18 protein-coding genes are annotated in these 19181 nt (G+C 34.9%); 9 read left to right on the top strand and 9 right to left on the bottom strand.

Going from position 1 to position 19181, the window contains the following annotated elements:
- Positions 1-9 precede the first annotated feature (9 nt).
- Positions 10-1419 (bottom strand): S41 family peptidase, encoded by a 1410-nt coding sequence (locus HCN53_RS01255; protein WP_240919374.1) that lies wholly within the window; start codon positions 1417-1419, stop codon positions 10-12.
- A gap of 207 nt (positions 1420-1626) precedes the next feature.
- On the opposite strand from HCN53_RS01255, the gene HCN53_RS01250 reads away from it, so the two are divergent.
- The 5 genes from HCN53_RS01250 (at position 1627) to ychF (ending at position 5134) form a co-directional block, all read left to right on the top strand.
- Complete coding sequence (locus HCN53_RS01250; protein ID WP_167341742.1) at positions 1627-2136, top strand: RNA polymerase sigma factor; 510 nt, start codon at positions 1627-1629, stop codon at positions 2134-2136.
- Positions 2133-2594, top strand: coding sequence for a hypothetical protein (locus HCN53_RS01245; protein ID WP_167341741.1), 462 nt, complete (start codon positions 2133-2135; stop codon positions 2592-2594). Before HCN53_RS01250 ends, HCN53_RS01245 begins: the two co-directional genes overlap by 4 nt.
- Before the next feature lie 32 nt (positions 2595-2626).
- Positions 2627-3151 carry a DUF4252 domain-containing protein gene (locus tag HCN53_RS01240; RefSeq protein WP_167341740.1) on the top strand — a complete coding sequence of 175 codons (525 nt, stop codon included), beginning with the start codon at positions 2627-2629 and terminating at the stop codon, positions 3149-3151.
- Positions 3152-3219: 68 nt separating this feature from the next.
- Positions 3220-3837 (top strand): DUF4252 domain-containing protein, encoded by a 618-nt coding sequence (locus HCN53_RS01235; protein ID WP_167341739.1) that lies wholly within the window; start codon positions 3220-3222, stop codon positions 3835-3837.
- Positions 3838-4039: 202 nt separating this feature from the next.
- On the top strand, positions 4040-5134 hold the full coding sequence (ychF, locus tag HCN53_RS01230) for a redox-regulated ATPase YchF (protein WP_167341738.1): 1095 nt from the start codon (positions 4040-4042) through the stop codon (positions 5132-5134).
- Positions 5135-5191: 57 nt separating this feature from the next.
- On the opposite strand, the gene gldG is transcribed toward ychF, so the two are convergent.
- The 4 genes from gldG to HCN53_RS01210 are packed head-to-tail and all read right to left on the bottom strand — an operon-like array spanning position 5192 to position 8745.
- The gene (gldG, locus tag HCN53_RS01225; RefSeq protein WP_167341737.1) at positions 5192-6892 is read right to left on the bottom strand and encodes a gliding motility-associated ABC transporter substrate-binding protein GldG; all 1701 of its coding nucleotides are present in this window, start codon (positions 6890-6892) and stop codon (positions 5192-5194) included.
- Position 6893: 1 nt separating this feature from the next.
- Positions 6894-7622, bottom strand: a complete 729-nt coding sequence (gene gldF / locus HCN53_RS01220) for a gliding motility-associated ABC transporter permease subunit GldF (RefSeq protein ID WP_085774422.1) — start codon at positions 7620-7622, stop codon at positions 6894-6896.
- Positions 7619-7915 carry a putative quinol monooxygenase gene (locus HCN53_RS01215; RefSeq protein WP_105018697.1) on the bottom strand — a complete coding sequence of 99 codons (297 nt, stop codon included), beginning with the start codon at positions 7913-7915 and terminating at the stop codon, positions 7619-7621. The genes gldF and HCN53_RS01215 overlap by 4 nt, the downstream gene beginning before the upstream one ends.
- The gene (locus HCN53_RS01210; protein ID WP_167341736.1) at positions 7912-8745 is read right to left on the bottom strand and encodes an S-adenosyl-l-methionine hydroxide adenosyltransferase family protein; all 834 of its coding nucleotides are present in this window, start codon (positions 8743-8745) and stop codon (positions 7912-7914) included. The genes HCN53_RS01215 and HCN53_RS01210 overlap by 4 nt, the downstream gene beginning before the upstream one ends.
- A gap of 149 nt (positions 8746-8894) precedes the next feature.
- Between HCN53_RS01210 and HCN53_RS01205 the strand changes: the two genes are divergently transcribed.
- Positions 8895-9845, top strand: a complete 951-nt coding sequence (locus tag HCN53_RS01205) for a PhoH family protein (protein WP_042278270.1) — start codon at positions 8895-8897, stop codon at positions 9843-9845.
- On the opposite strand, the gene HCN53_RS01200 is transcribed toward HCN53_RS01205, so the two are convergent.
- The gene (locus tag HCN53_RS01200; protein ID WP_167341735.1) at positions 9842-10489 is read right to left on the bottom strand and encodes a peptidoglycan-binding protein LysM; all 648 of its coding nucleotides are present in this window, start codon (positions 10487-10489) and stop codon (positions 9842-9844) included. The two genes, HCN53_RS01205 and HCN53_RS01200, sit on opposite strands and share 4 nt — an antisense overlap.
- 325 nt (positions 10490-10814) lie before the next feature.
- On the opposite strand from HCN53_RS01200, the gene HCN53_RS01195 reads away from it, so the two are divergent.
- Positions 10815-12263, top strand: coding sequence for a glyceraldehyde-3-phosphate dehydrogenase (locus HCN53_RS01195; protein WP_167341734.1), 1449 nt, complete (start codon positions 10815-10817; stop codon positions 12261-12263).
- A gap of 35 nt (positions 12264-12298) precedes the next feature.
- Here the strand turns inward: HCN53_RS01195 and HCN53_RS01190 are convergent, their stop codons facing one another.
- Positions 12299-13444 (bottom strand): DUF3095 family protein, encoded by a 1146-nt coding sequence (locus tag HCN53_RS01190; RefSeq protein WP_167341733.1) that lies wholly within the window; start codon positions 13442-13444, stop codon positions 12299-12301.
- 155 nt (positions 13445-13599) lie between these two features.
- Here HCN53_RS01190 and HCN53_RS01185 point away from each other — a divergent pair, with 155 nt between their 5' ends.
- A complete protein-coding gene (locus HCN53_RS01185) occupies positions 13600-15567 on the top strand; it encodes an endonuclease (protein WP_167341732.1) in 1968 nt (655 codons plus the stop codon).
- A 75-nt stretch (positions 15568-15642) separates the two neighbouring features.
- On the opposite strand, the gene HCN53_RS01180 is transcribed toward HCN53_RS01185, so the two are convergent.
- On the bottom strand, positions 15643-17514 hold the full coding sequence (locus tag HCN53_RS01180; RefSeq protein WP_167341731.1) for a DEAD/DEAH box helicase: 1872 nt from the start codon (positions 17512-17514) through the stop codon (positions 15643-15645).
- A 134-nt stretch (positions 17515-17648) separates the two neighbouring features.
- Between HCN53_RS01180 and HCN53_RS01175 the strand changes: the two genes are divergently transcribed.
- A complete protein-coding gene (locus HCN53_RS01175) occupies positions 17649-18554 on the top strand; it encodes a ribonuclease Z (RefSeq protein ID WP_105018691.1) in 906 nt (301 codons plus the stop codon).
- Here the strand turns inward: HCN53_RS01175 and HCN53_RS01170 are convergent.
- The gene (locus HCN53_RS01170) at positions 18551-19150 is read right to left on the bottom strand and encodes a hypothetical protein (protein ID WP_167341730.1); all 600 of its coding nucleotides are present in this window, start codon (positions 19148-19150) and stop codon (positions 18551-18553) included. The genes HCN53_RS01175 and HCN53_RS01170 overlap by 4 nt on opposite strands.
- Positions 19151-19181 lie beyond the last annotated feature (31 nt).

The following is a 19181-nucleotide window of genomic DNA, read 5'->3' as shown; positions in this document are numbered from 1 at the left end:
CTATTCATTTTATTTCCACATATCATTACCTAGTAGCTTAAAGTCCTTACTATCACTTATAAGTTGGAATTCAGGTTGACTAGTTCTATTTTGTAATCTTCCATTTAAAGCTATATCATCTAAACATGCTTTTAATAAAGGCTCGTTTTCATCACCTAACTCACCTAAATTTTCAAAATCCTCAAGTAATCTGATATCAGGAGCAAGACCATCAAAATAATCTGTAACTCCTGCACTATTAACACTTTTTAAAACTAAAGGTTGCATAGCATACCTGTGAGAAGGGTTAACATTATTAAATGAAAAATCTGGGCTGTCGTATAGAGTAATACTGGCTTGAAATTTACCTGCTGTATCGTCACCTACTTGAACTACATCTATATAAGGGTCTAATCCATTTATGACAAGTTCACTCGCACTAGCACTGCTACCTGTGGTAATAATATGTACCTTGTCTAGATTAAGTGTATTTAATGCATTGTTGTTAATAGTTGTACGTCTAAAGAAATTAGTAAGTCTTTCTGGATTATTATCTAGAAAAAATTGTTGTACATCTGGATTCCATTCTTCGGTTGAGAAAACATCACTAGTTGGGTTACCAGATATCATACTGGCAAGAGTGATCGCACTATTGACCGATCCGCCACCATTATATCGCAAGTCCAATACTAAATGTGTAACACCTTGAGCTTGGAAATTAGCAAATACATTATTTAAATCTTCATCAAATTGGGATAGAAAACTAGTATACATCAAGTAGCCTATTTTTTGGGATCCTTGATCTATGACCTTAGATAATAAAATAGGATTCTCTTGAAGCACCTGTTTATTCAATGCGATTGAATTTCCAGTTGATGTTGTCGTTCTACCCGATAATGTAGCCAGATCAATACTGTAAGAATCTTGCGACAATAAGGTTTGAAAGTTATTTCGTGTAAGTCGTATGCCATTAATCCCGTTAAAAACCATTCCTCTGGTCACACCTTGCAAATCGGCATCAGAATTAGGCTGAACGTATCTTACATAACCAAAGATGTCGGATGCACTTCCATCCTCGGCCACGAGACCAAATTCCATTCCATTGCTTAAATTTTGGCCGGATAACACATTTTGTAGGACTACGTAATCTTCAAAAATGACACTAAATTTATCTACATTTTCTGGTTCAAAAATCAAGGAACTAAAAAAGGATTCTGGTGATGGAAATTGTGCATGATATTCTTCTAGGTCTGCTACCGTCGCAAATCGATCGTTATCTAAAACAGGTACATCGGCTTTGTATAAATAGAAAGCGTTCATACCTCGATAAATAAAATTTTTAACCGTATTGCCACTGGCAAAAACATCATCGTTGTCATCAAAACACGCTGTTACCGATACTGCCAATACCAGTATTATCAAAAGCTTTTTAATATTCATTCTCATCAATTTGTAGTAAATGTAAGTAAAAGTAATAACAAAAACATTGCCATAAATTTCCCCTTGAACCTGTATATTTCACCTAATTTTACTTGAAACCACCTATCATTACAAAAGCAACAATCTATCTTACAATAATTTACGATTTTTTATTTTCATTTTGTAACAATGTTTGAAGGTCCTCGTCATGATAATAGAACCACAACAATGAACCAAACAACTTTTGTAAATACTTTTAAAGAAGTACAAAACAAAATGTACTTTCTCGCTAAAAGACTTTTAAGCTCTTCTGATGAGGCAGCAGATGCCGTACAAGAAGTAATGGTAAAGCTTTGGGAGAAAAAAGACAACTTGAGTTCTATCAATAATAAAGAGGCTTATGCCATGCAAATGACTCGTAATTATTCATTAGATAGACTTAAAAGTAAACAGGCCAGTCATCTTAAAATTGTTCATAACAATTATGAGTATGATGAACGTAATGCTCAAGAAGAATTAGAACGACGGGCACAAGTTAAACTGGTACAGAAAATGATTAAAGAACTACCAGAACAGTATAAAACGATTCTGGAATTAAGAGATATTAAACAGTATGATTTTGAATCCATCGAACAAATAATGGGAATGAAATCAACAGCTGTTCGAGTAAGTTTGAGTAGAGCTCGTAAAATGCTCAAAGAAAAATTAGAGTCTCATTTTAAAGCAGACATAGCATGAATGAATTATTACAAAAATATTGGGAAGGCAATACCTCTTTAACCGAGGAGCAGCAATTGAGAGACTATTTCAATTCAAATGATATAGCTCCAGAACACAAAATGTATTCTGCCATGTTCAAAACTTTTGAAGATGATGCTGTAGAAGAGGATATTGAATTTGACGCTTTCGCGAAAGCGATACCAGCACATTCCACTAGTAATGAAACAGGCTTTTCTAATTGGAAAGGTCTAGCAATTGCCGCAGGATTCTCATTTCTAATAGCAGTTGGCGCTGGGTTTTATTCTTATAATCAAAAAGCAGATTTAGGAACTTACGAATCTCCAGAAGAAGCCTATGCTGCAACAATGGATGCACTGAAATTAGTCAGTGAGAAATTTAATAAAGGAAAAAGTAAACTGGCACCTGTTAAACATGTTAATCAAAAAACAGAACCCATTATACGATTAGTAAAATAGAAAACAATCACAATCACAAAAAAAGTACAACAATGAAAAAGTTATTATACCTAGCAGTATTCATTCTAAGTGTAACCTACACAACTGCTCAAAACCTAGATGCCATGGGCAATCTTAAAAACACATCAGAAACAGTGGTAACGAGTGAAATGTTTGGCCTTATTGCAAACATTGACTTTAATTCCCAAGATGAAGAGGTTAAGGAGATGAAAAAGATGATAGATAAGCTTACTGAATTACGTGTGTATGCTACCGATAATCCAGAAAGTGCTACTCGTATGGCCGCAATGGCAAATAAATACATCGAATCAAAAAAGCTAGTTAAGTTGATGCATGTTAAAGAGGATGGTCAATTATTTACATTCCACATGCGCAAGGGTAGCTCTGATAAAAAAATACGCGAATTGGTAATGCTTATCAATAACGTAAATGGCGATGAACCTAATGCCGTATTTCTTGTTATCACCGGTGACCTAGATCTAGATCAAGTTTCAAAAATCACTGAAAAGCTTAATGTTCCTGGACAAAAACAGATTGAACAAGCCACTCAGGAGTAAAACACAATTAACACCTCTTGTAGAAAATTACAAGAGGTGTAATTTATAAACCATTAAATCAAACTACTATGAAAAATTTAATCAAACTTATAGGAACTAGTTTATTCCTTGCTCTTGCCTTGGTTTCCTGTGAAAAAGAGGATAGCTTACAAAAATTTCTTGTTGATACTCAGGAAAAGGATGGATATCTGTCCACCAGTGTACCTAAGGGTATCGTAGGTTTTAAAATGGATAACATGAGTGAAGATTCACAAAAAGCCTATGAATCCATTAACAAAATTAATCTGGTAGCACTACCTAAGGATGCTAAAAAAGTAAATTTTGAAGAAGAAAGAGAACGCTTAGATAAAATTCTTAAAAGTGATTCTTATAAAACATTGATGAGACATAGTTCTGATAATATGAAAGTTCATCTAGTGTATGAAGGAGAAAAGGATGCTATCGATGAGGTTCTAGTGTATGCAAATATGCCAAAAGTAGGAATGGGACTTGCCCGAATCACAGGTGACAATATGAATCTTAATGATATCATGAAAATGATGAAAGAGCTAGAAAACAGTGATCTTGATGAACAAAAGGTAAAGAATATGCTTGAAGGGTTTGGGATTAAAACCGATAGCGATAACAACATTGATGAAGATAGTATTAAAGAAGCCCTAGAAAACAGCGGTATTAATATTCAGTAGATTAGAAATAATTCACTTATAAAATCCTCTTCGATAAAAGAGGATTTTTTTTTACGCTCTACTTTTTGAAACTAACTAATTAAAGATGCTTTACTTGTATATTTGCAGCCTTTAAAAACAAACAACATATCTTTTCATAATTGATCAGGACGATGCAATAGGAAATTTGGAAGATATGTGAATCTCATAAAATTGTTTAGTAATGAAAGCAGGAATTGTAGGATTACCTAATGTTGGAAAATCAACCTTATTCAATTGTTTATCAAATGCCAAGGCACAAAGTGCCAACTTCCCATTTTGTACAATAGAACCTAATGTAGGTGTTGTTAATGTACCAGATCCTAGATTATCAAAACTTGAAGAACTTGTACAACCAGAAAAGGTAATTCCTGCTACTGTAGAAATAGTTGACATTGCAGGTTTAGTAAAAGGAGCCAGTAAAGGTGAAGGTTTAGGTAATCAATTTTTAGGGAATATTAGAGAGACCGATGCTATTATTCATGTTTTAAGATGTTTTGAAAACGATAACATTGTTCATGTAGATGGTAGTGTAGACCCTATAAGAGATAAGGAAACGATTGATATTGAACTTCAATTAAAAGACCTAGAAACTGTAGAAAAAAAGCTAGAAAAAGTTAAAAGGGCTGCAAAGACTGGTAATAAAGAAGCTCAAAAAGAACTTGCAATACTAGAACAGCTTAAAGAAGCTTTAGAAAGCGGTACAAGCGTAAGAGCTGTTGAAATTGATCAAGACGATCGTGATGAATTTGTTAAACCGTTGCAACTTATCACTGATAAGCCTGTACTCTATTTATGCAATGTAAATGACGATGCTGCTGTTTCGGGTAACGACTATGTAGAACAAGTTAAAGAAGCCGTGAAAAATGAAAATGCCGAAGTACTTGTACTTGCTGTTGGAACCGAGGCTGATATAAACGAGTTGGATGATTATGAAGAACGTCAAATGTTCTTAGCTGATATTGGTCTTGAAGAGCCAGGAAGTGCAAAATTGATAAGATCTGCTTATAAATTACTCAATCAACAAACTTATTTTACAGCTGGTGTAAAAGAAGTAAGAGCATGGACCGTCAATATAGGAGCTACTGCGCCACAAGCTGCTGGAGTTATCCATACCGATTTTGAAAAAGGATTCATTAGAGCCGAAGTAATCAAATATGACACTTACATAGAATACGGCTCAGAACAAAAAGTGAAAGAAGCTGGTAAACTTAAAGTTGAAGGTAAGGAATACATCGTTCAAGACGGTGATGTAATGCATTTCTTATTCAACGTATAAATCTTTACTAATAATATATTGAAAGGTAATTACTGATGCTCATTCAGTAATTACCTTTTATTTTTTAGAATATTTACGTTTTCGTAATAACAAGAAGATAGCTGCTAGTAGAGCAACAAAAACTAATGGTATTATTACATTGATTAATTGCCATTGTAATCGATCATTATACGTTTTTTGGACATCTAAAAATGGAATAATGATATCCTTATTCCTTAAGGAAATCAAACCTGAATCATCCAACAAGTAATTAATAGTATTCAATAAAAACTCCTTATTACCAAAACTCATTCCCGTTTTTATATCATATCCTAATTCTTGAACCTGTCCAGTAATTATTTGATTTTTCATTATATCACCGTCAGAGATAAGAACTAATGCACCAGATCTCCCATAGTCCAAATGTTCTTTCAACATAATAGGTTTCACTCTATTTTTATAAGCACTTTTGAAATTTCCTTGAGCTAGAACTGCTAGCGGTTGTTGAGTTGAATTGAATGCCTGGGAATTAATAGGCTTTTCTATTTCATTTAAACTCACAGCAGCAGGTAGCGTGACTAGTTGAGTAGCTTTTGAAGTGGTTAATAAAACCGTTTTCTCGATATCATTTTTTAGGGTATCAATAGTTCCAGCATATTCAAACTTTACATCCTCAAGATTTTTTATAATTGATTGAGCTGTTTGAGTCGTATCTGTAGTAGAATTTGAAACAGGATAATAAGGCCATGGGAACGCTTCATACTGAGTGTTTCTACCTTGACCTACTGCTAGCGCTATAGGTGCAAACTTTTCATCACGAACTAACCCAGTTTTTAATCGCAATCCATAACTAAATAGCATTTCGTCAATATTGAGAGACCTAGGAAGAGCATACGCCTTAGCTTGTGAATTGCTTAGGCTGTCATCCTCCATAATGATCGGGTCTACAGCCATAAGCATTTTTCCGCCATCTATTAAATATTGATCTAGTATATATTTTTTTATTTCACTGTAAGGTTTAGTAGGTTTAGGAGCAACCACCAGATCGAATTTTTTAAGACTATTTAATACCTTTTGTGGTTGGACACTATCATTGTCATTTAAAAATTCAATAGCATAAGGTGCTGCCTTGTAGTACGATTGAATAGACTGTAAAAAATCTTGTAGTTGCCTGTCAGTTAGATTACCACTATCACGTAAAACGGCTATCGTTTTTGACTTTTTGGTTGAAACTCTTTTAAGGGCATCTATCAATTGATATTCTAACTGTTGAATACTGGAGTTTACACGATCTTCTGCACTTGCACCAGCTACCGATTTTAATAATGGAGTTACCACTTGTTTTTCATTATAATAAAACTTGGCATAAGGAAATAAAAGTACTTTGGTATTTTTACCAGCTTCCTGCACACTTGCAACTGCTGGTTTCATACCTTCTTGTGCTAGTTGGGCCGCAACTCTATCTGTTTCATTTTGATTCAAGTCGGCTATCGGATTAATAAACTCGAATTTTACATTTGAATTGATGTTAGACAATTCTTCTAGTAATTGCCTGGTTTCTAATTTCAATTTTCTAAATTCAGCCGGTAGATCACCATCTAAAAGAACTTGAACATACATAGCTTGGTCAATTCTTGTAAGCAGCTCTTTGGATTGCTTTGATAAAGTAAATCTTTTATCTTTAGTAAGGTCTAACCTTTCATGATATAAAGAATTTAGTATTATTAATCCTACTATTATCAAACTAGGCCACAGTATATGTTTTAATCTGGATTTCATATTACTTCCTCTTACGTTTTAGGGTTAATATGTTTTCGCTTAAAGCGAAAAAGAACACACAAATTACTATGAAGTAAGTTACATCTCGAGTGTCTAGAACGCCTCTGGAAAGGCTAGAATAATGATATTTCATACCTAATGACTCTACAAAATCATTACTAGATAACTGACTAGCTAATCCTTCAAATCCGAAATACATAACAAAACTTAATACTGCAGCTAGAAGAAATGCTATTATTTGATTACTGGTTAAACTACTTGCAAATAATCCTATCGAAACATAGCTAGCTGCTAATAGTAAAGCTCCTAGATAGCTACCTAAAACACTTCCTAAATCAATATTAAATTGCGGATTACCTAACCATCCTAAACTTAGGATATACAAAATGGTAGGAACAAGCGCTACTAAAATCATTAGAAAGGAAGCCATAAACTTACCACCGATTATTGCTCGCATGCTTAATGGACTAGTATATAGCATTTCCATTGTTCCTAATTGAAGCTCAGTTGTAAAACTGCGCATAGTTATGGCTGGAATTAAAAACAAAAACAACCAAGGTAATAAACTAAAAAATGGTGAAGCATCAGCAAATCCGTAGTCCAACAAATTAAACTCTCCTCGAAATACGAATAATACCAATCCTAAGATCAATAAAAACAACCCTATTATCAAGTAACCAGTGATGGACGAAAAGTATCCATTCCATTCCTTTATAAAGATAGCTCTCATGACAAACTTACTTTTTTAAGCACTGAATATGCAGTTGGAGGCTGGGCAAACATTTCTTTTGTTTTAGGCCAAACTTCCTTAAATAACGTAGATTTCCTGTATTTATTTAAACACTCTTCTGAATCCCAATAACTGTAAGTAAAAAATCTTTCAGGCTCATTTATATCCTGATATAATTCTAAAAAGGTACAACCTTCTTGATTACATATTTGTTCTTTATAATGATCAAACATGGTTTGGAAGCTAGAAATATGTTTTTCTTCAAAAACCATCTGAACGATGCGTACTATCATGATTCAAATTGTATTGTTACTGGTGCGTTAATTTCTAAACCAAAAAGACTGCTAGCACTACCTACTGTGAGCGGATTACTTTTATAGGTAGCTAGTTCTAGGTATCCTGAATTATTAAAGAGCGCTAGCCCTTTACCATCTGGTTTATTCGATTTTCCGTTCTCATCATATTTGACGATTTCAGAGTATCGATTATAAATTCTAATAAATTTTTGATCGCGTGCTTGTAGAATAAAGTTCCTACCCTTTCCATAACTTTCAAATACGTCACGAGATATGTTTGTGATGGCATTACCGTAATTATCTATAAATATCACTTTGCCCCTTATACTTGTACTATCATTAGATAGAATAGGAAGAATTCCAGGTAAGCTTTTAAGCTCAGTTATTGGTTCTCCTATTACTTCCAAAGTACCACCTCGTTTAATGTGACAGGCTACCTGAACAAAGGCATCCAAAACCGTAAAATTGGAATAAATTCTATCGTGAATATTTATTACTACCGCTTTTGTTGGTCTAAACTTCTGTAAGATGAACGATAGAACTCCATTGTCTGCACATACGAAATAATGATCATCTAATAGAGCTGCGATGTGAGGACTCTCAGGAGTATGCTCTGCATCTACTCCAATTACATGTACAGTACCTTTTGGGAACTGTGAGTAACTCGTATAAATCATAAATGCAGCCTCGTCAACACTAAATGGAGTAACATCGTGGGATATATCTACAATACGTGCATCAGGAAATTGAGAATAAATAGCCCCTTTAACAGCTCCTGCATAAGGATCTTTATATCCGAAATCTGTAGTCAAGGTTATAATGGGCATAGGTTAGTGAGATGTAGCTGCGTTTAATTGATAATATTTTAAACTTAAACTAAGGTCAGTTTCAAGAAATATGTGTAATTTTCCTAAAGCTTAATTCAATAACAAAGCTATAAAATTAATCACGCAATAGCTTATAAAACTGAATACATTTGAACGAACTTATAATTGATCTCTCCGAAACTAATCCATCTGACTTTTTTGGTGTCAAAAACAAGAATCTTTCTTTTTTAAAAAGGCATTTTCCAAAACTTAAAATAGTTGCACGTGGCGGCACTATGAAAGTTTATGGTGACGAAGAACAGTTAGAGGAGTTTGACAAGCGCATGGAGATGTTGTTAACTCATTTTTCCAGATATAATGCGATTGATGAAAATGTGATTGAAAGATTACTAATGACTGATGGCGCTAGCGATTATAAGTCAGAAAAAATTGATGATGTGTTGGTTCACGGTAATCGTGGATTACTAATTAAACCAAAAACAGATAATCAAAGAAAGCTTGTTGATCTATGTAAAAAGAACGATCTAGTTTTTGCAATTGGTCCAGCGGGAACTGGAAAAACATATATAGGTGTTGCAATGGCTGTCAAAGCTTTAAAAGAAAAACAAGTAAAGCGCATTATTATAACAAGACCAGCCGTTGAGGCTGGAGAGAATTTAGGTTTCTTACCTGGTGATCTCAAAGAGAAGTTAGATCCCTATATGCAGCCTATCTATGATGCGTTACGCGATATGATTCCTAATGAAAAATTAGGTTCACTTATTGAAAAAGGAACCATTCAAATTGCACCGTTAGCTTTCATGCGAGGTAGAACTTTGGACAATGCATATGTTATCCTAGACGAAGCTCAAAATACAACTCATGCACAAATGAAAATGTTTTTAACTAGAATGGGTAAAAACGCAAAATTCTTTGTGACTGGTGATCCTGGACAGATTGATTTACCTAGACGTGTCATATCAGGTCTTAAAGAAGCATTATTAATTCTTAAAGAAACTGAAGGAGTAGGAATGATGTATCTGGACGATAAAGATGTCGTAAGGCACCGATTAGTGAAAAAGGTGATTGAAGCTTATAAACATATTGAAAATCGCAATTAAGATTTCAATACAGTTCTTAAGTCGTAATCAGCAAATTTTTTCATGTAAGCCTTAACTGAACTTCCATAGGCGTCTTTATTGTTACGTCTACCTTTAGTTCTAAAAAAACGCTTTACTCCACCAGGTCCAGATAAATGCGCTGCGGCCAGTGCTCCACTTGTTGTAACCTTTACTCCAGCGATCTCTTTACCTTCATATTCCTCAAGAAAATCTTTCAAAACTTTATAGTTATAGTTTAGATTCTTGACAAATATTTTTTCTTGAAGAGATGGTGAGTTCAAAAAGTATAAAGTATCATTCACACCTAATTGCTCGAGTGTAGATTTTCCAAATTGATATTTACCTAAGTACCCTAAGGAATTTACCTTATGATATTTACCTTGTGACTCTTTAAATGCCAGCGCAGTTCTGAATGCATCAAATCCTCTTTCACTCTCAATTGGGAAAGAAGTCACCTTTGCTTTTTTTACAGAATGCTTAGGTCCCATGGTATGAAAACCATAAGCTATAAATTGTTGCGGCTCTCGATTGACTACAATTTTGGTTTCTTTATCCAGTAGGTTTGCTCCTACATTACTCATTGTCATGAGTGATATTCCTATTATTAAGGAATACATTAACACATTTAATAAACGTGTATTCATAAAATTTGATTTCGGTATGTTACTGTCACCCCTTACCTATTTCGCGGTGCAAATTTACGACTATATTTAGATTAAAAGTTAAATACTTCATAAACAGATTTTTAAGTGTGTTACTTATTGTTAATAATAGCAAGTATTTACATCATATTTATAGCCCTTACATTCAGTGTTATCAGTAGTTTCCCAACATTTCAATGAATTAATGTGTAGAATTTAACACTGAAAAAGATTCCTGTAAAAAACAAAATAAATTTATTCACAAACCATTATCGCAAACGTTGTAGTTGTCTTATTTTTGCAAAAATTAAAACTAAACCTTTTTTCCATGAGCCAAATGGACACCTACGAGAAAGAAATTGCTTTTCAAACAGACCGACGTCGTGCCGCTGTAGCCTTCATTAAAGCTGTTAGTGATTTATGGTATGACAAATCAATTGAGTTAGTACTTTTCCGTAATCAACTAATCGATCGTAACGTGAGCGAAATCATCAACTTACATGAGTATGCTGGTGAATTTGTTCAAAAACCTATCTCGGTATTTGATAGTGTTGAAATTGCGCAAGCAATTTTACAGCTTAATTTACCACCTGCCAAAGTAGATATAGGCAAGCTTACCTACGAGTATCATCTTGAAGATAATGAAATACAAGATGCTACTAGTTTTGTTGCAAAAAAATTAGGAGACGCTCAAAATCAAGATAACATCACACCAAAAGATGTTGTTCTTTACGGTTTTGGTAGAATAGGTAGATTACTTGCTCGTGAATTAATGACCAAAGCAGGTAAAGGAAGCCAGTTGCGCCTTAGAGCTATTGTTACTCGTGGAGAAATATCTCAAAGTGTTCTAGAAAAAAGAGCCTCTCTTCTTGCACAAGACAGTGTGCATGGTGATTTTTCTGGAACGGTAAGTTATAGTGTAGAAAATAAAGCTCTTATCATTAATGGAACAACCGTTAACATGATAAGCGCCAATGCTCCAGAAGATATTGATTATACAGAATACGGTATAAACGATGCTTTAATAATTGACAACACAGGAGCTTTCAGAGATGATGAAGCCTTAGCACGTCATCTAAAGGCAAAAGGAGCTCACAAAGTTTTACTTACTGCTCCAGGTAAAGGAATACCAAATATTGTTCATGGTGTGAATCACCTAGAAAACAATCCTGATGAAATAGACATTTTCTCTGCGGCAAGCTGTACAACAAATGCTATTACACCTGTTTTAAAAGCAGTGGAAGATAGCTTCGGAGTTGTAAAAGGACACCTTGAAACCATTCATGCTTATACTAACGATCAAAATCTTGTAGACAATATGCACAAGAAATACCGTCGTGGTAGAGCTGCTGCACTTAATATGGTAATTACTGAAACTGGTGCTGGTAAAGCAGTAAGTAAGGCATTACCTAGTTTTGAAGGTAAATTAACATCAAACGCCATTCGAGTTCCTGTTCCTAATGGTTCTCTTGCTATCCTTAATTTACAACTAGAGAATTCTACAAGCAAAGAAGCCTTAAACGCAACCATGAAGAAATATGCATTAGAAGGTGATCTTGTTGAACAAATAAAATACAGTATTGACAACGAATTAGTATCTAGTGATATAATTGGTTCAAATGCTCCTTCTATTTATGACTCAAACGCAACAATAGTTGATGATTCTGGGAAGAATGCTGTTCTATACGTATGGTATGACAATGAATATGGATATAGTCACCAAGTTATCAGACTGGCTAAATACATTGCAAAAGTTAGAAGATTTACTTACTATTAGTAGATTAGAAGCTATTATGAATAAAGCCCAACTTATTAGTTGGGCTTTTTGCTTTTAAATATCTGAGCTGCTCTGGTATAACCACCTTGATCGCCATCGACAAAATGCACATGATAATCATCAAGCGCAGTTACAAAACAAGAAAGTACACTTGTATTACTTACATGATAACCAAAAGTAATTTGTCCACTTTCTTTTAGTTGTTCCAGTTTTTTTAATAGTTTCTCACGCTGGATAGAGCTTCCAGTAATAACAGTATTAATTGAACCATCAATCATCAATGATTCGGTATGTAGGGATAGTTCATTTAAATACCGTTGTCCTTCTTTACTATTTTTTAAATAAAATTTGCCTATCAAAATTCTCATGATAGACTTTGTCATTTCTAACCAACTCATCGAAGAAAACTTCATCAAAACTTCATCTTTCAATTGTTTAAGATTGTCTACCATATTAAGTCTTTCTGGAATAATAGGATGCCTCATACCATATTCACCATAAATTTCGTCTAGTAATCGTAATACGTTACTGTATATGTCACTTTGCCACTCAGTTTTGGTAGCATTAATGATTAAAGTTAAAATCTCATTATTGGTTTGTGGTGGCTCGATTTTATCCCATTTACATTCCATCCCGTTAAGATTAAGATTAAAGGGAAATGAAGATAATTGGATTTCACGGTTATCCTTCTTAATACTTTTCTCTGCGATTTGAAGAGCATCTCCTAGGACAATTGGAGAAACATGTAACTCATTCAATCTTACTTTAGTAATCTTAAGAACTGCTCCTTGATTATATAATTCTTTAAGCGGCCTAGAATCAACTCTTAGAAAGAAATCAAAATTGTCCTTACAATTCTGTTGGTGTAAAACAAGCGCATGCAAACATTCATCTAGTAATGGCTCGGGAACCAAAATAGTAGCACCATCGCCGCCAAAGAAAAAGGGAATTGAAATTTCACGCTCTCTAGAAATATTAAGGCATGCCACAATGCAACCAGTGGCGGCTAGGTTAACCAATTGATGTTTTCCGGCTGCTACGGCTGCCGATGAGTTTTGGACATCAGTCACTATAATATGCCAGCTTTCTGGCACAATCTCAAATAAAGATTCATCTGCCAGCACATCATGAACAGCGTCATAATAAACATATAGATTTTTATAAAAATCAACATCAGCCATAATCAAACCTAACTCTTTTTCTCTAAAATGAAATTAAAAAACATGATAAAAGCGACTGGATACATACCGTTGTTGATAAAAGAACTACTCACAAAGCTATTCTTAACAATAACTTCATACTAAGGATTTTACCTTTGCAGCATAATTCCCTCTTTATGAAATATATATACACACTGTTTGTGTTTTGTTTCGCTTTCGCGAAAGCGTACTCACAAGTAGTTATCAATGAACTTGATACAGATACTCCAGGCACAGATGACATGGAGTTTGTCGAGCTTAAAACAGACAATCCATTTCAATCATTAAATGGTTATGTATTGGTGTTTTTTAACGGAAGTACTAGCACCTCTAGCGGTCAAGGAAGAAGTTATTATACCGTTGATCTAGATGGATTAACTACCGACAACAATGGATTAATAGTTCTAGGTAGTTCTCAAGTATCACCAGTTCCAGATAGATTACTAGCAGAATCAAACATACAAAATGGAGCTGATGCAGTGGCTATTTATCTGGGTGATGACACGGATTGGCCAGATCGTACTTTTGCCAATCAGACCAATTTGATAGACGCATTAGTTTATGAAACAGATGATGCTCTTAATCAGAATTTACTTAATTTACTGGGTGAAACCGTGCAGTATAATGAAAATGAGAATGGTAATAAGCTGTCAGAATCTATTCAACGTAAAGCCGATGGAACCTTTGAAGTAAAAACTAGCACACCTCATTCTCTTAACGATACGACCACACCTAGTTATACTGGTATAAGTTATACCACTAGTAGTGCATCTGTCGATGAAGGATCGTCAGTTGATATCACTTTTACTCTTACTCAAGCATCGAGTACCTCATTTACTCTTAATTATAGTTTAAATAACGCAGGTTTTGATACCAGCGATTATACAGGAGTTACACAAGTAACCTTTACGCCTGGTGTAACTTCTATAACAGAAAGTTTTACCATAATAGATGATGTTGTTGATGAAGGTGATGAATTCATGCGTATTAATATTCAAAATAGTCTGCCTGTAGGTTTCAAAAGGTTGAAGGATAATGAAACTGTATTGATAGTTGACAATGATTTTCAAATAGCAAATTACGGTACACCACTTCAACCTACATATGGTATAGTTAATAGCACCGCACCTTCAAATTATTATGATAGTTTAAATAATTTATCAGGAAACACTCTTGAAACAGCTATTACTAATTTAATTGCAGATGAGAATACCGTACGTATTCATACTTACGATGACACCATAGAAATTTTAAAACAAGCGGATGTTTCTCCACTTAATTCTAATAAAGTGTGGTTACTATATTCTGAAGAGGATCGCAGTGATATTTTGTTTCAAACAGGAAGTAGTAATGTAGGTAGGTGGAATAGAGAACATATTTACCCAAGATCTAGAGGCGGCTTTTTTGAAATTGAGTATGATGAGACCATCGACGGTATGTCTGCCTGGACTCCTACAAATGCCGATAGTTTAAGACATGGTCAAAGCGATGCTCACCATTTAAGAGCTACCGACGGACCAGAGAATAGTCAACGTGGTAATAAAGACTATCCTGAATATAATGGTCCTAGTGGTTCACAAGGCAGTTGGCATGGTGATGTAGCTAGAGCCATTTTCTACATGACGCTACGCTATAACGGGTTAGACGTAGTAAATGGAAATCCTAGTAATTCTACCAGTGGTCAAATAGGCGATCTTGCAACTTTACTGCAGTGGCATCGTAATGATCCACCAGATGATTTTGAAATGAACAGAAATAATGTAGTCTACAACTGGCAATTCAATCGTAATCCGTTTATAGATTTACCCGATCTAGTGGAATACATATGGGGTAATCAATCTGGTCAAACGTATTTATTGAGCGAGGATGAGGTCAGTTTTAATGAGTACATCATTTATCCTAATCCTTCACAAAATAGTTTCCTAATTCAAACTACTACACCTATTAAGGAAGTTGCTATTTATGATGGTACTGGAAGATGGGTACAAAATAAAACTGTAGACAACAATTCTACTATTAATCATAACTTACAAGCTGGAGTTTATTATTTAAAAATCACATCTACCCAAGGAAACACCAGCACTATTAAACACATAGTAAAATAGACTAATCTTAGGTTATAAGATAAAAAGGCTCTTGAATGATCAAGAGCCTTTTTAATATCAGTTTAAATGGAATTATTAATCCCACTTAGATCCAAAGAAATTTGATCTCCCCTTTTTCTTTAATTTTCCTTTACTACCATTTCCTTTTCTTTTACTTGGGAATTCAACTACCTTATCATCTTTATTGGGTCTAGATCCTGACTTATCAAAGTCTGATCTCTTTGAGCGTCCTTTAAAAGAACCATTATCGTTTTCACGCTTCTTCCCACCGCGACCGCGATTTCTATCACGACCACCGCTACGACCTCTATCTCTAGATCTTCTTACCTCACCTTTGTGTTCATTGCATCGTAATTCACGTCCATCGCGTTGTGCTCCATCTAGAACTTTCATAAGTGGAGCAACTTCTTCACTTACGTCAATAAATGAATGTGCACCTTCAACTAGAATTCTTCCAACCTCTTTTCCTTTTATTCCAGTAACATCACAAATAAAACCAAGAATAGCACCTTTATTAACGTCGTCTTTACGACCTAGGTTTAAGAAGAATGTTTTCATCCCTTCTTCCTTCCCATTAGTTTTATAACCTCTATCCTTACCAGAATCTCTATCACGTCCCTTGCTGCGATCATTTACATCAGTAATAGAAGAGCGCTTATATATACTTTCAAATTCACGGCTCAAGAATTTCATTACCAATTGTTCTTTGGTAATACCTTCAAGGGCTGCCATAACGCCATCTACTGTTTCAACATTCAGTTTCTTGTGTAGATCTTGAACAATAAGCTGTTCTGTCCAACGATTAATACGCTTATCGGCTATGTCTTCAATCTTAGGAATTTCACCCTTCTCAAAGTTTATTCCCAATTTACGTTCTAGAAATTTAAGTTTACGAGTATCTCCTTTGGTAACAAAGGCCATGGAAACACCCTTTTTACCAGCACGTGCAGTACGACCAGATCGGTGTGTGTAAAATTCTGGATCGTCTGGTAGAGCAAGGTGAATTACATGAGTAATATCATCAACATCAATACCTCTTGCTGCAACATCGGTAGCAATAAGAAGGTTTATATTTTTATCTCTAAAGCGTTTCATCGCTGCATCTCTTTGATGTTGCGACATATCACCGTGTAAAGCTTCGGTTGAGTAACCGTTATTATTTAATTGATCGGCTACATTTTGGGTATCGCGTTTTGTTCTACAAAACACTACACCAAACATATCCTGATCATAATCTAACATACGACGCAATCCTTCAATCTTGTCACTTGCTTTAAGTTGTACGTATTCATGAGAAATATTTGTATTTACAATATTCTCACGATTAACCTTTACTTCTTGTGGATTGTTCATGTAGGTATTAACGATTTGCTTGATCTCACGTGCCATAGTAGCACTGAACAACCAAATATTTCTACCCATATCACTCTTAGAAAGGATGTAATCGATATCTTCCTTGAACCCCATGTTAAGCATTTCATCGGCTTCATCAAGTACCATGAATCTTAAGGAATCTAGGCGTACTTCCTTACGTTTCATTAAGTCCATCAAACGACCTGGTGTAGCAACAATTACTTGTGCTCCTCTTCTCAAATCCTTGATTTGCCCCATGATATTAGCTCCTCCAAACACGGGTACAATTTTCAACTTACCCAATTTGGAAGACATTAAGTCTAACTGCTTACAAATTTGTTGTGCTAGTTCACGAGTAGGTGCTAGAATAAGCGCCTGTGTATCGTCTGACGATGTGTCCATGAGCTCTAGTAATGGAATACCAAAAGCTGCTGTTTTCCCTGTACCGGTCTGCGCCAGACCTATAAAATCTCCATCATGTTGTAACAAGATGGGAATCGCTTGCTGTTGAATCTCTGTTGGATTCTCAAACCCCATTTCAGCAAGGCCGTCTAGTAACGGCTGTGATAGCCCTAAGGCTTCAAAATTTTTCAAATAACTTGTTTTAAATATTTTGCAAAAGTAGTGTTTTAAATTACTATTACGCACACTTATTGATATTTAACTATTAAGAAGGATTTTATATTTAACTTATTGTGCTTTCATACCTTTGCCCTACACTATAAGATATGAAACTTACCATTTTAGGATGTCACAGTGCTACACCTAGAGATAACGCACGACCTACTGCGCAAGTACTGGAACTACGAGGCCATCTTTTTTTAATCGATTGTGGAGAAGGAACTCAAATGGCCTTGCGTAAAAATCGAATAAAGTTTGCCCGTATTAAGCACATTTTTATCTCTCATTTGCATGGTGATCATGTCTACGGTCTTATAGGTTTAATTTCTACATTTTGTCTTTTAGGGCGCGAGTCTGATTTGACGATTTATGGACCTAAAGGAATTAAGGAACTTATTCTACTACAATTGCGACTTGCTAAGGTGTATACTAGTTTTGATTTACGCTTTCGCGAAAGCGTAGAAAACAAAGAAACTTTACTATACGAAGATGACCAACTAGCTATACACACCATACCACTAGATCATAGAGTTTTTACGCAAGGATTCTTATTTCAAGAAAAACCAGGCGATAGAAAATTAGATGTTGCAGCCTGTGAAAGCTATGGTATCGATCAAGCTTATTATCGAAAGATAAAACAAGGTTTTGATTTTGTGCTTGATAATGGTGAGGTGATACCTAATGTTGAACTTACTACTGATGGTGATGAGCCAAAGAGCTATGCTTTTTGCAGTGATACAGTTTATAAAGAAGATATTGTTCCACAAATACAAGGTGTAACAGCCTTATACCATGAGAGTACTTTTTTAAAATCTCATGCTCATTTATGTGACAAAACAAAACACTCTACCGCCGAAGAAGCTGCAACTATAGCTCTCAAAGCAAATGTAGGAACCCTTATTCTGGGACATTATTCATCAAGATATGGTGACTACAATTTGTTTAAAGAAGAGGCTCAAACTGTTTTTAAGAATAGTGAGCTTGCTCTAGATGGCAAGGTTTTCCAATTTTAACCTCTACGTCGCTCTAATAATATCATCATCATTAAACTGAGCATGACTCTTATTTTGTCATCTTGATCGATCTCTGATATTTTGTTTAAACTAAACTTGCGACCAAAAAAAGAAGGTTCTTTCACTAGCTCTACTACTGGACTTCCATTTGATACTACCGTTACATCATAAGCTGGATTAAACAAATATCCTGTAAAAAAACCAAGTACAGGAATTTCTCCTAGCAAGCCATCTAAGAAGCGTGTCATTGCACTGCGCTCTTTTATTATATACTGTGGTTGGTTATTTTGATCTACGATATGATACTCTGCCTTCCACATTGAACGCCAGCCTTTACGAGCAACCTTACCAATTACCCTACCGTTGGGATCAATCATGGAATAAGCTGTACTCCAATCCAACCATTTGTCTGCCTTTATATTATAAAGAATTTGCGTTCTACTCTCATCGGTATAAACATTGACCGATTCTTTGAGCTTAAACATTTTTTGTCTTACATAAGCGACTGTTTTGCCAGTAGCATCTGTAGCGACAAAATCATTACTTATGGTCGAGATTTTGAACTTAAAATTTACAGGGAATTGGATGTTCTGCATGATCTAGTTTTTGGTTGTGATTAAGTCTTTT

This window comes from Nonlabens sp. SY33080, assembly GCF_011784885.1.
In the GTDB taxonomy this organism is placed as follows: domain Bacteria; phylum Bacteroidota; class Bacteroidia; order Flavobacteriales; family Flavobacteriaceae; genus Nonlabens; species Nonlabens tegetincola.
Note: the sequence above shows the minus strand (reverse complement) of the source record. Positions and strands in the feature narration are given on the sequence as shown.

Excerpts from the sequence above, each read along its gene's own strand:
- HCN53_RS01245 (WP_167341741.1), top strand. The coding sequence starts at position 2,133 with ATGAATGAATTATTACAAAAATATTGGGAAGGCAATACCTCTTTAACC.
- HCN53_RS01235 (WP_167341739.1), top strand. The coding sequence starts at position 3,220 with ATGAAAAATTTAATCAAACTTATAGGAACTAGTTTATTCCTTGCTCTT.
- gldF (WP_085774422.1), bottom strand. The coding sequence starts at position 7,622 with ATGAGAGCTATCTTTATAAAGGAATGGAATGGATACTTTTCGTCCATC.
- ychF (WP_167341738.1), top strand. The coding sequence starts at position 4,040 with ATGAAAGCAGGAATTGTAGGATTACCTAATGTTGGAAAATCAACCTTA.
- HCN53_RS01255 (WP_240919374.1), bottom strand. The coding sequence starts at position 1,419 with ATGAATATTAAAAAGCTTTTGATAATACTGGTATTGGCAGTATCGGTA.
- HCN53_RS01250 (WP_167341742.1), top strand. The coding sequence starts at position 1,627 with ATGAACCAAACAACTTTTGTAAATACTTTTAAAGAAGTACAAAACAAA.
- HCN53_RS01170 (WP_167341730.1), bottom strand. The coding sequence starts at position 19,150 with ATGCAGAACATCCAATTCCCTGTAAATTTTAAGTTCAAAATCTCGACC.
- HCN53_RS01195 (WP_167341734.1), top strand. The coding sequence starts at position 10,815 with ATGAGCCAAATGGACACCTACGAGAAAGAAATTGCTTTTCAAACAGAC.
- HCN53_RS01240 (WP_167341740.1), top strand. The coding sequence starts at position 2,627 with ATGAAAAAGTTATTATACCTAGCAGTATTCATTCTAAGTGTAACCTAC.
- HCN53_RS01200 (WP_167341735.1), bottom strand. The coding sequence starts at position 10,489 with ATGAATACACGTTTATTAAATGTGTTAATGTATTCCTTAATAATAGGA.
- HCN53_RS01185 (WP_167341732.1), top strand. The coding sequence starts at position 13,600 with ATGAAATATATATACACACTGTTTGTGTTTTGTTTCGCTTTCGCGAAA.
- gldG (WP_167341737.1), bottom strand. The coding sequence starts at position 6,892 with ATGAAATCCAGATTAAAACATATACTGTGGCCTAGTTTGATAATAGTA.
- HCN53_RS01215 (WP_105018697.1), bottom strand. The coding sequence starts at position 7,915 with ATGATAGTACGCATCGTTCAGATGGTTTTTGAAGAAAAACATATTTCT.
- HCN53_RS01175 (WP_105018691.1), top strand. The coding sequence starts at position 17,649 with ATGAAACTTACCATTTTAGGATGTCACAGTGCTACACCTAGAGATAAC.
- HCN53_RS01210 (WP_167341736.1), bottom strand. The coding sequence starts at position 8,745 with ATGCCCATTATAACCTTGACTACAGATTTCGGATATAAAGATCCTTAT.
- HCN53_RS01190 (WP_167341733.1), bottom strand. The coding sequence starts at position 13,444 with ATGGCTGATGTTGATTTTTATAAAAATCTATATGTTTATTATGACGCT.